Origin of the sequence: Bifidobacterium myosotis, from assembly GCF_002259745.1 — a bacterium.
Taxonomy (GTDB): Bacteria; Actinomycetota; Actinomycetes; order Actinomycetales; family Bifidobacteriaceae; genus Bifidobacterium; species Bifidobacterium myosotis.
Window position 1 is genome coordinate 65,913 of record NZ_MWWW01000015.1, and the last position, 11,206, is coordinate 77,118.

An 11,206-nucleotide genomic window follows, 5' to 3' on the forward strand; every position below is an offset into this window, starting at 1 on the left:
CCTTCCTTCATGTGCGCGTTGCGGTCCGCGCCGTCCGCGTATGTTGTGTGTGCCGTGTTGCGTTATGTTCTGTCGCATCGGCCGTCCGAATCGAACGGGCCGATCGGCGACCCAGCCAAGAACCACCGCCGACTTCTTCGCCTACGACAATCCTTGGATGTCATCCACTGCTATTCAAACACAGGCCCTACAAGACGCTTTGGTCTCACGGAAGTGTGAAATCCTTGGAATGACAAGGGTTTCGATGATTCATGTGATTGGATTACGCTGCCCAGTCAGCACAATTTCCATTATTATCAGGACAATTTTTTGATATGCTCGAGGGGAGCAATGGAGCGAAGGGGAGCGAAGCGAGCAAGGCAGCAAAAGAAACAAGAGACGGCACCAGAAAGGAGCAGCCATGACACCGGTCGAACATCATGTGGACTCGGCGGTCTCGCATTACTTCGTGTATGTGCCGAGCCGCAACGCGATGCGTATGTTCCTCTACCCCACGCGCATCGGACTGTACCGCTACCTCAAGGGCTACTGGCTCAATCGTGGCTCGTTCGACAGCTTCATCCTCATGGCGGTCTACAGCGGCACATTCACCTTCACCGTCAACGGCCGACGATCCACGGCGAACACCGGCGACCTCGTGCTGCTCGACTGCCATGAACCGAACGTCTACCAAGCGCAGGCGGAGACGGACTGCACGCTGCTATGGATGCACTTCGACGGGCGGCTCGCCCACGACTACTTCAAGGCAATCCACGGCGAGCTGGGCACCGTCGTCACGCTGAAGCGCGCCACCTACGCCATCAGCCGGTTCCGCATGATCTACGACACTTTCGGCGAGGAGCGCAAGGTGAACGAGGCACGCATGTCGCTGGCCATCACCGAAATCCTCACCGAATGTCTGACCGCGCACGACGACGCCGAACAGCGCGCCGGAGCGCCGTACAACCAGCATGCCATCGAGGAGACGCTCTCGTACATCGCCACGCATCTGAACGAGTCGCTGCCGGTGGCCCAGCTCGCGGCGATGGCGCTGATGAGCGAGTACTACTACATCCGCGTGTTCCGCCAGGTGACCGGATACACCCCGCACACGTACATCGTCAACGCGCGCATGCACGCGGCGAAGTACATGCTCGTGACCGGCGATGCGACGCTGAAGGAGATCTGCGCCGCCTGCGGCTTCTCCTCCACCAGCGCCTTCTGCGCGTCGTTCAAGAAGCGCTTCGGTGTCACGCCCCTGACGTTCCGCGGCTCATCACGCGGTCCGGCGCGCAGGTCGTCTCGCACAACGCCAGTCCGCGCGTGACGCACGCAAGATCACTGCGCGCGAATCATCGCGTACTGCGACTCGTACAGGCGGTAATACGCACCCTTTGCCGCCAGCAGCTCCGCATGCGTGCCGTGCTCCACGATCTGGCCATGGTCGATGTAGAAGATCTGGTCCGCGTTCTCGATTGTAGACAGCCGGTGGGCGATGATGAAGCTCGTGCGCCCTTCAAGCAGATGCCGCAGGCCAGCCTGCAGCGCCTCCTCGGTACGGGTGTCGATGTTCGAGGTCGCCTCGTCCAAGATCAGGATGCGCGGATCGGCGAGCAACACTCGCGCGAACGCGATGAGCTGGCGCTGACCGGCCGACAGGGTGGAGCCGCGTTCCTCCACCACGGTGTCGTAGCCATCCGGCAACTCCATGATGAACTCGTGCGCATGCACCGCCTTCGCCGCAGCCTCGATCTCCTCGTCCGTCGCGTCGAGACGGCCATAGCGGATGTTCTCGCGCACGTTGCCGGAGAAGATGAACGTGTCCTGCAGCATCACGCCCATCTGCCGGCGCAGCGATTCGAGCGTCACGTCGCGCACGTCGTGGCCGTCGATCTTCACCGAGCCTTCCGACACATCGTAGAAGCGGGAGAGCAGGCTCACGATCGTGGTCTTGCCGGCGCCGGTCGGGCCGACAAGCGCGATGGTCCGGCCCGGCTCGACGTGGAAATCGACCAGATTGAGGATGTTGCGGCCGCCCTCCTCATAGCGGAACACCACATCGTTGAAATCGACGCGACCGACGATCTGCGGCAGGTCCTTCGCACCCGGCTTGTCTTCAATCTCCGGCTTGACGTCCAATGTCTCGAAAATGCGCTCGAGGTAGGCCGAACAGGTGATGAGCTGATTGTAGAAGTTCGCGATGTTGATGACCGGGTTCCAGAAATTGTTCGCATAACCGACGAACGCGATCAGCACACCTACGGTCACATCCACGCCGCCGAAGCGGGTGACGCCCACAAAGTAGATGAACGCGATAGTCATCATCGAGATCGTGGCCACGCCGGGCCACATGAGGAACTGGATGTGCACGGCCCTCATCCACGCGCGACGCACGTCCCCCTGCTGCTCTTGGAAGGTGTCGAACTGGGTCTTCTCCTGCGCGAAGGTCTGCGTGGTCTTCACGCCGGCGATGGACTCGTGGATGTAGGCGTTGAGGTTCGACTGCTTGTTCGAGAGCCTGCGGTAGGCGCGGCGCTGGAAGACCTTCAGCACGTACACCCAGATCATGAGCGCCGGGAACAGGATGAGGCTCCACAACGCGAGCCGCCAGTCAATCACGAACATGACGATCAGCGTGATGATGAACGTGAACACGTCGGAGATCACGTTGATCAGACCGGAGCTCAGCGTGTCGGACAGCGTGTTCACATAGTTGACCACGCGGATGAGGATTTTGCCGTGTGGACGGGAATCAAAGTAGCTGAACGGCAGCGTCTGGATGTGGGTGAAGATGTCCCGCCGCATGTCCTTGAGCATCATCTGTCCCACGCGGGTGATGGCCACCGTACGGTAGCGCAAGCACAGCTCGTAAATCACGATGAGCGCGAAGAACAGACCCGCGAGCATGCCAAGCAGCGCATAATCCTTGTTCGGAATCGCCTCGTCGATCATGATCTTGGTCAGGTACGGCACGACCACGATGATGCCGCTCATCAAGATGACGACTGCGAGGATACGCGCCACCTTGCCGAAATACGGCCGGAGATAGGTACCGATGCGCAGGATATCGTGGAGGTTGATCGACTCCTCGAGTTCTTCATCCTCGCGGAAAGTGTTGCGTTGTGCCATGATGTAATCCCTTTCGACCACCCCTGACGGGGAGTCGCACTTTTCCGAAAGCTTTCAGAAGCCCTGCGATGCGCCGGACTGCAGCCCGAGCTGCTTATGGTAAATGTCCCAGTAGCGTCCGTGCCGTGCGACGAGTTCCTCGTGCGTGCCACGCTCGACGATGCGTCCATGTTCCAGAACCAGAATCAGGTCGGAGTCCTTGACCGACGAAATACGGTGCGCGATGGTGATGATCGTCTTGCTGCCGTCCATCTCACGCAGATGCCGCTGAATCTCGGCCTCAGTCTCCATATCGACGGCCGACGTGGTGTCATCCATGATGAGGATGCTCGGATCGTCCGCAAGCGCACGGGCCAGCGAGAGACGCTGCTTCTGACCGCCCGACAGACCCACGCCGCGTTCGCCGACCACGGTGTCGTAGCCGTCGGGCATCGATCGGATGAAGCTGTCCGCGCCGGCGATCTGCGCCATACGCTGGATGTAGCGTTCGTCGCGCGCCGCGTCCTCGTCTGCGCCGAAACCGATGTTGCTGCCGATGGTGTCGGAGAACAGGAATGTGTCCTGCGCCACGATGCACACCTGCGAGCGCAGCGTGGTCAGCGGCCAGTCACGCGCGTCGATGCCATCGATGAGCACATGGCCGAGAGTGGGATCGTAAAAGCGCGAAATAAGGCTGACAAGCGTGGACTTTCCGGCACCGGTCTCGCCCAGGATGCCGAGTTTCGCGCCTGCGGGAATGGCGAAGTCGATGTCCTTGAGGATCGGCGTCTCCGGATCGTCCGGGAAGGCGAAACTGACGTGGTCGAAACGGACTTCGCCGCTGATGCGATCGGGGGTCGGCGGATGAGTACCGCCCACCTGCTCGGCGATGGTCACGGCCTGCTTGACGCTCTCACGCGCATCGGGCTTCTCGGTGATGCGGGACTGGGCGGTAAGCAGCTTGCGGATTTTGATGCAACTGGCGTTGAATCGCTGCCAGTCATTGATGAGCCAGCCGGATTGTCGCACCGGGCCGTCGATCATCCACAAAAAGGAGTTGAAGCTCACCAGATTGCCGAGGGTCATGTACCCTTCAATCACCAGGAAGCCGCCCAGCCCAAGCGTAATGAGCTGAAGGCTGAAGCCGAGGCCGTCGAGCCAAGGCATGTACCGTCGCGAATTGTAGGCCAAATCCATGTTGCGACGCATGTAGTCGTCGTTGCGCTCGTCGAACTTCTCGGTCTCATACGGCTCACGCACGAACGCCTTGACCACGCGGTTGCCTTCGATGTTCTCCTCGACCATCGAATTGAGGGAGGCGAGCGAGTTGCGGATGGCGTAGAACAACGGATGCGCGTGCGTGGAGAGTCCGCGCGTGAGCAGGAAGATGAACGGTGTCACGCAGGACAGCGCAAGCGCAAGCCGCCAGTCGATAACGAACATCACGCACAACGCGCCCACGAACATGACCACGCAGTCGACGATCTGGTAGCTCACCCAGCTTAGACAGTGGCGGATCGCGTCCGTGTCTGAGGTCAGTCTGCTCATGATGTCGCCGGTGCGCGTGTGGTTGAAGTAGGTGAAGTCGAGCTCATGCAGCTTCTCGTACTCGTCGGAGACCAAACGGTAGATGGAGTTCTGGCCGAACCGTTCCATCCACATCTGGTAGCCATATCGCGACCCCACACGAATGATGGTCAGCGCAATCATCAGCAGGCATAGGTGCACGAGCCGTTCGGTATGGCCTTGGGTGATGACCTGATCGACCAGCATGCCGGTGATGAGGGGGATGGTCAGCGCCATTGCATCGTTCACGCAGAACAGCACCACGGCGCCCGCCACGCGCGGCAGATCGGGTTTGCAGTAGGGCAAAATCCAGCGAAGATTGCCCGAATCCTTGTTCTTGTCCGGATTAACGTACATCGGGAGATTCACCACGTTCTTCGGATTGTGTTTGCTTGTGGTCTGGCGCAGCACTTGTCTTTCACCCATACTGCGCGCGGCAATCGTCGCCGCCACGATTCATGACACCCGCGTTCACCCCGCGCGACCGCTCTCCTTCGACCGTCGAGACGCATTGTCTCACAAACAGATATCAGTCTAGACTCTCCCGCAATGATGGCAACCGGCCACCACCGCGCGTGTCCGGCGTCCGGCGTCCGGGACGACCGGCGCAGACAATCGACCTCCGACCCGTCCGCCGTTGCTACTCGCGCTGATTACTCACCGATTGCGGCTGAACGCCATTCGACTACTGACTTGGCTGTCGGTTCCCGACGGTTCGGTGTCGGTTCCCGACGCATGACTGTCGGATTTCGTACTGTATATGTACGAAATCCGACACTGAAGCGTCAAGGTCCGACAGTCAACGGTTGAAATCCGACAGTCATACGGCGAGAACCGACAGTCTTGTGAATGTATGAATGATGAATGCGTGGGGCTACAGCACTACAGCCCCACAGCATCTACAACCCCGCAGTTTCCTTGGTGGAATCGGCCCGGATTGCGGGACAATCTGCAGCCGGCATCATATCTGCCTGTTGTCGCTCGTCACCGACATCCCTTTTACAGCTCCACGGTCTCCTTGGTGGGGTCGTCCTTGATGTGCGCGAACTTGGCGGCGAGCGCCTCCTTGTTGCGCTTTTCGTCCTCCTCCTTGGCCTTCTTCTTGGCTTCGGCGGGGTCCCACAGCACGTCCTCGCGGTGCTTGGCCCACTCGGCGCCGGCCAGCGGCGCGATGAGCTCGGCGGTGGCTTCCAACGTATCGGCGGCGGTTACGCGGGCCTTGACCAGTTCCAGCAGCTGGCCATCGGTCAGGCAGATGCGCGGGATGGCGCACTGTTCGCGCAGTTCGTTGACGTACAGCAGAATCGGCAGCGACTGGGCGGCCACGCGGCGGGCCGCAACGTCATCGAGCGCCCCAGAGGCATCGCCGACACCCGGCACATGTGCAGCCGCCACTGCCAGCAACGCATCGCATACGGCGAGCGCGGTGGCGAAGCGATGGGCCACGGCGGCGGGGTCGGCCGAACCGGCAAGATGGTCGCCGCTCTCATCGCCGGCAGCGCCCTCGTCAGCCGCATCAGCCTCGATATGCCGCTCGACCGCATCGATGGCCGCGCGGATCTCGGACCGCACGCCGTCATCCCATTCAACGCCCAACGCCTCAGCCGCGGCGAAGACCAGCGCCGCGTTGCCGGTTTCGGAGTAGTCGAGCATCGTGTCGTACGCGTCATTGGCGGCCAGCAGCGTGTCGACAATCGACTGCGGGCGGCCGGGAATCTCGTCCGCGCCCTCGTAGACGAATTCGGCGTCCGGCACGGTCACGTCCTCACCGGTCAGGATGCGGGCGAACGCACGGGTGATGCGCACCTGCAGGTTCTCGGCGTACTTCGCGTCGTTGTCCATCTGCATGGCTTCGGTCAATGGCCACAGGGCGATGAGCCGAGCTCCGGTCTCCGCAGCCTCGCGTACCGCCGGCAGCGCCGCCACGCGGTCGATCGCCTCTCGATTCAGTTCAACGGTCATATCATGCTCCTTTGCTCGAGCCTTTCGCCCCTCCGCGGGCCGGCCTGTTCTTCCAACGATTGTAGTGCGCCATACCAGTGGTTCGTTCACGCATTCCCGGCTCCTTCGGCAAGGAGCCGGTCCATGAAGCAGGTCCGAGGGCGCCGAATTCGCCAACGGTGTTGCGGCAGGTGCCACGGCAAGCGACCCCGGCAAGCCGCGAGATGCCGCATCGGACGCCTTATCCGCACCGATTCGCGGTCACGGCTCCCCGCCGGGGAACGCGAGGAAACCGCCGGCACCCGTCACTGCACGTCGGCTGCGGGGTCCGCATACGTGATGGATATCACACGGCCGGTCTCGTTGTCGTAGGTCACGGACGTGACGGACGCGAGCGCGGTGTGCCGCAGGAACATCCAGTGCTCCGGATGGCCGGTCTCCAGATAATGACGGTAGGACCAGATCGGCGACTCGTGGCTGACCACCACGATCTGCTGGCCGGGGTGCTGCGCCACCTTCTCGCGCGCGAAGTCGTCCATGCGCGCCGCGATGTGCTCGTAGGACTCGCCCCAACTGGGCTTGTACAGGTTCAGGACGAGCTTCCAGTTGCCGTTCTTCCACAGCGCGCCCTCGCCGTGGCCGATGCGCTTGCCCCGGAACTCGTTGCCGGCCTCGATCACCCGCTCGTCGGTAGTGAGCGCGAGCGGCTCCTCGCCGCGCTCCCCTCGCACCCGGTTGAGCGCGTCGAGGATCGCGCCGGCGGTCTCGCGCGTACGATCCAGCGGCGACGAGTACACGGCCGCGATGGTGTTGGTCTGCGGGTTGCCCGCCAGATAGGCGGCCGTGGCCTGAGCCATGCGGCGTCCCACCTCAGACAGATGGAAGTCGGGCAGACGCTCGTAAAGCAGATGGTCCGGGTTGTACACCTTGCCGTGACGGACGAAGTGGATGGTGGTTGCGGTCATCGGTGGCTCTCCTTCGTGAATTTGCCAGGCAGAGTTGCGGCGCCATCGGCAATACCAATCAACAATGGCGCAGCCTCTATCCTATCGTCGCCGCTGCGCCACGGTGCTGTCCGCGCATCGCCGCCGTATCGCCCAAGGCAAAACCCAACCGATAATCCTTAATTACCGCGTGTCAATCCAAGCCAACACATAGAGTAGCGGTGACGCAAATATGCGACAGCGGCGAACAGCCACGCAAACTTTGCGCACCCAGGACAGACACATCATTCGATGAGGGCTTCGCCGGCCAACGCCAAGGGCGGCGAGGGACATCCAATCGGGAGCGGAAAGGAGCGTAGTGCTGTTATGTCCAATACGAACACCGTCACGGCCGCCATCAAGGAAGTCGGGCACAAGGTCTTTGGTGGGTACGCCGAGCTGCTGCGCATCCCGCACACCGCACGTTATTCGATCGGCGGCGTGATCGCCTGCATGCCGTTCCCGATGGTCGGCATGACCATCACGATCTCCGTGCAGTACTACTACGGCAACTATTCGCTGGCCGGCATGCTCACCGCCATTCAGGCGATCGCGCTGGCCGTGGCCACGCCGTTGCTCGGCAAGCTCACGGACAAGTTCGGCCAGCGTCAGGTCTCCATCCCCACGATCATCGTGTGGATCGTGGCGGCCATCGCGCTGACCACCTCCATCACCAACCGCGCGCCGGAATGGGTGCTGTACTGCCTGACGCCGTTCCTGGCGGCCATCCCGCCGTGGGGCGCGATGAGCCGCGCCCGCTGGACCAAAATCCTCAAGGGAGACCGCGAACGGACCGACCGCGCGCTGTCGCTATGCGGTGTGCTTGACGAATGCATGTGGGTGGTGGGCAATCCGCTGGCCTCCACGCTGGCCGTGATCTCGGGCCTGCTGGCGTTTTCGTTCACCGGCGTATGCGTGGTGGTGGGCGCGCTCATGTTCCTCACGGAACTGACCACCGAGCCGCCCTCGCAGACGGCACTGGCGCGCGCCGAAGGCATCACGCGCAAGGAGTATCGCGAGCGCGAGTCCGCCAAGGCCGAGGCGTTGAAGGTGGAGGCCGCCGCAGAGGAGGCCCGTCGCCGCATGGCGCGCGAGGGCGTGACCGACCAAGCGCACATCACGGCCGCCGTCGAGGCCGCCGTGGCCGAGGCGCGCTCGGGCAAGAAGGCGTCGATCTGGGGACCGGGCCTGATCGCGGTGTGCGTCACCTGGTTCGGACTCGGCGCGTTCCAGTCGGCCGCCGGCATCTCGATCATCGCGTTCGCAACCGAGTCGAACATGAAGCAATACACGGGCTTCGTGTTCGCGTGCTTCTCGATCAGCTCGCTCATGGGCGCGCTGGTGTACGGCGCCAAGAACTGGGCCATCCCGCTGTGGAAGCGCTTCTACTTCTGCCTGGCGGTGGTGAACCTCGGCATCGGCACGTTCCTGTTCGCCAAGCATCTGTGGGTCATCATGATCATCTACCTGCTCATCGGCGTGTGCCAGGCTCCCACATGGATCAACGGCAACCAGCTCATGCTGCATCTGGTGCCGCCGTCCCGTCTGACCGAAGGCATGGCGTGGATGGGCGCAATGAACTCCATCGGAGCCTCCGCCGGCTCGGCGATCGCCGGGCAGTTCATCGACCGCATGGGCTCGCACGGCGGTTTCATGGTGGTCACAACGCTGGCGCTGACCTCGCTGGCGATCGCGCTCATCGGCTTCAAGCAGATCAAGAGCTCCACCGAGCAGCCGACGCTGACCGAAGTGACGGTGTGATCAGGACGCGCGTTGCATCTTATTACACGAAGAGCCCGGCTTGCACCGGGCTCTTCGCATATTCGCTTATCTTCAGCTGACGGCTAGACTACTTCGGCCAGCCCTTCGGCGTATGCTCCAGCGACCAGACGCCGAGCTTGTGGGAGAAGCTGTTCTGCCACTTGGCCTCGAGCTCTTCGGCACTGAGCTTGTTTTCGGCGGAGCGCAGGCGGTTCATCGCATGGGTGTGAGTATCGTCCAGCAACCACTTGCGAATCAGGAAGTTCCAAACCATCACCACGGCCGTGGCGATCAGCTTGCCCACGTTCGTGCGCAGCAGATACTCGGCATGCTGCGAGACGAAGGCATCGCGGTTCATGCCGTACGTGGAAATCCAGATGATGAGGTCGTTCATGAACAGACCGATCACCGCACCCACCACGAAGATGAGGATCTCCATCCAGCGCGCCATGTCGGCGCGGTGCTTGAACACGAACTTCATGCTCGCCAGATAATTGAAGATCAGCGAGATGATGAAGGAGATGGTGGCGGCAATCACGTTGTGCATGTGGAACACACCGACCAGAAGGTTCAGGATGCCCCAGTCGATGATGAAGGCGATGACACCCACGATGCCGAATTTCATAAGCTGCGCAATCAGTTTTCTCACGTGGGTTATTCAACACTACCGGGCTGACTGTAGGCTGTCCGTTGGCTGGATTCCGCCGCAATCTTCGCAATTGGCCTGACGGCACCTCGAGCCGCCGCGAATCGCTAGACTGGGCCCTGTAAGGCCAAGGCCATTCCACATCGTCAAGGAGGAATCATGCCCGTCATTCACACTCATGTCTCCGTCAAGACCACGCCTGAACAGCGCGAAGCCCTGAAGGCCGCTTACGGCAAGGCCATCACCGCAGTGCCCGGCAAGTCGGAGGGTTGGCTCATGTGCCCGTTCGAGGACGAGATGCCGATCTACTTCGGCGGCTCGGACGACAAGCCCGCCGCCTACGTGGAGGTCAACGTGTTCGGTCGCTCCGTGCCGAGCTCGTCCTGGGAGAAGCTCACCGAATCCATCATGGCCGCGCTGAACTCCACGCTCGGCATCCCCGAGGATCGCACGTACATCCGATACACCGCCACCACCGACTGGGGCTGGAACGGCGGCAACTTCTAACCGTCACCATTCCCTTCGCGGCACAGCCGCTCACCTCACCTACGGGAAGCCCACCGGGCTCCCCGCTTAACGGTTCAGGGTGGCAACTTCTAGCCGGCGCCCTTGCAGCGGGGCTTTCTCCGTTGCAAGGGGTACATTGGCGCATCCCCCGACATCTATCTGCGTTGCAAGGGGTACCCCAACAGCGAAACCCCGAGTATCACCGCTGCAATATCAACGGTCATACTCGGGGTTTCCCGTATCAGGTACCCCTTGCAACGCAGATACCATTCCGCAGACGCAAGAATGTACCCCTTGCAAGCCAGTTACCTCACCTCAATACGCCTTAGCGGGCGTTCTCCGTTACGAGGGGCTGTCCATACAAGAAATCCGGGGTCTGACCGCCGATATTGCAGCAGTCAAACCCCGGATTCCATCATTTATGGCGCTATTGCTGTTTTCGTGGGTGGTTGTTTGCCGGTGAGGCGTTGAACCGGTAAGAGAAGAGCGCTTTTTGGTTAGGATGTTCATCGACCAAGAAAAACACAACCGAAAAGCGCCTGATGAACAGCATATTCAAACAGCTCCTCAACGTCAAAGGCATGGTCGTCGAGAACGTCTGCATCGTCGATGGTCCCATGCGCCCCGAACCCGTGCTCGAGGTGCGGGTGCGTCCGCGTGCGGGCATGCTCAGGTGCTCGAGGTGCGGGCGGAAGCGTCGTGGCTATGACCGTGG

8 protein-coding genes are annotated in these 11,206 nt (G+C 61.6%); 3 read left to right on the forward strand and 5 right to left on the reverse strand.

The features are described 5' to 3' along the window. The first annotated feature begins 400 nt into the window (after window positions 1–400). Window positions 401–1,306, forward strand: a complete 906-nt coding sequence (locus tag BMYO_RS07580) for a helix-turn-helix domain-containing protein (protein WP_094667888.1) — start codon at window positions 401–403, stop codon at window positions 1,304–1,306. Window positions 1,307–1,317: 11 nt separating this feature from the next. Here the strand turns inward: BMYO_RS07580 and BMYO_RS07585 are convergent, their stop codons facing one another. The 4 genes from BMYO_RS07585 to BMYO_RS07600 all read right to left on the reverse strand — a co-directional run bounded on the left by BMYO_RS07585 (window position 1,318) and on the right by BMYO_RS07600 (window position 7,559). Beyond that, window positions 1,318–3,108, reverse strand: coding sequence for an ABC transporter ATP-binding protein (locus BMYO_RS07585; RefSeq protein WP_094667889.1), 1,791 nt, complete (start codon window positions 3,106–3,108; stop codon window positions 1,318–1,320). 54 nt (window positions 3,109–3,162) lie between these two features. Next, window positions 3,163–5,010 (reverse strand): ABC transporter ATP-binding protein, encoded by a 1,848-nt coding sequence (locus BMYO_RS07590; RefSeq protein ID WP_169834092.1) that lies wholly within the window; start codon window positions 5,008–5,010, stop codon window positions 3,163–3,165. A gap of 642 nt (window positions 5,011–5,652) precedes the next feature. Further along, a complete protein-coding gene (locus tag BMYO_RS07595) occupies window positions 5,653–6,615 on the reverse strand; it encodes a hypothetical protein (protein ID WP_094667890.1) in 963 nt (320 codons plus the stop codon). Between the two features lie 284 nt (window positions 6,616–6,899). Further along, complete coding sequence (locus BMYO_RS07600; RefSeq protein ID WP_094667891.1) at window positions 6,900–7,559, reverse strand: histidine phosphatase family protein; 660 nt, start codon at window positions 7,557–7,559, stop codon at window positions 6,900–6,902. A gap of 345 nt (window positions 7,560–7,904) precedes the next feature. Here BMYO_RS07600 and BMYO_RS07605 point away from each other — a divergent pair, with 345 nt between their 5' ends. After that, the gene (locus BMYO_RS07605) at window positions 7,905–9,338 is read left to right on the forward strand and encodes an MFS transporter (RefSeq protein ID WP_094667892.1); all 1,434 of its coding nucleotides are present in this window, start codon (window positions 7,905–7,907) and stop codon (window positions 9,336–9,338) included. An 88-nt stretch (window positions 9,339–9,426) separates the two neighbouring features. Here BMYO_RS07605 and BMYO_RS07610 read toward each other — a convergent pair whose 3' ends face one another. Then, the gene (locus tag BMYO_RS07610; RefSeq protein ID WP_140492484.1) at window positions 9,427–9,963 is read right to left on the reverse strand and encodes a GtrA family protein; all 537 of its coding nucleotides are present in this window, start codon (window positions 9,961–9,963) and stop codon (window positions 9,427–9,429) included. Between the two features lie 180 nt (window positions 9,964–10,143). Between BMYO_RS07610 and BMYO_RS07615 the strand changes: the two genes are divergently transcribed. Beyond that, window positions 10,144–10,491, forward strand: coding sequence for a phenylpyruvate tautomerase MIF-related protein (locus BMYO_RS07615; RefSeq protein ID WP_094667894.1), 348 nt, complete (start codon window positions 10,144–10,146; stop codon window positions 10,489–10,491). The last annotated feature ends 715 nt before the right edge of the window (window positions 10,492–11,206 follow it).

Coding starts and splice junctions, on each gene's coding strand:
- BMYO_RS07605 (WP_094667892.1), top strand. CDS start 7,905: ATGTCCAATACGAACACCGTCACGGCCGCCATCAAGGAAGTCGGGCAC.
- BMYO_RS07580 (WP_094667888.1), top strand. CDS start 401: ATGACACCGGTCGAACATCATGTGGACTCGGCGGTCTCGCATTACTTC.
- BMYO_RS07610 (WP_140492484.1), bottom strand. CDS start 9,963: ATGAAATTCGGCATCGTGGGTGTCATCGCCTTCATCATCGACTGGGGC.
- BMYO_RS07595 (WP_094667890.1), bottom strand. CDS start 6,615: ATGACCGTTGAACTGAATCGAGAGGCGATCGACCGCGTGGCGGCGCTG.
- BMYO_RS07600 (WP_094667891.1), bottom strand. CDS start 7,559: ATGACCGCAACCACCATCCACTTCGTCCGTCACGGCAAGGTGTACAAC.
- BMYO_RS07615 (WP_094667894.1), top strand. CDS start 10,144: ATGCCCGTCATTCACACTCATGTCTCCGTCAAGACCACGCCTGAACAG.
- BMYO_RS07585 (WP_094667889.1), bottom strand. CDS start 3,108: ATGGCACAACGCAACACTTTCCGCGAGGATGAAGAACTCGAGGAGTCG.
- BMYO_RS07590 (WP_169834092.1), bottom strand. CDS start 5,010: ATGTACGTTAATCCGGACAAGAACAAGGATTCGGGCAATCTTCGCTGG.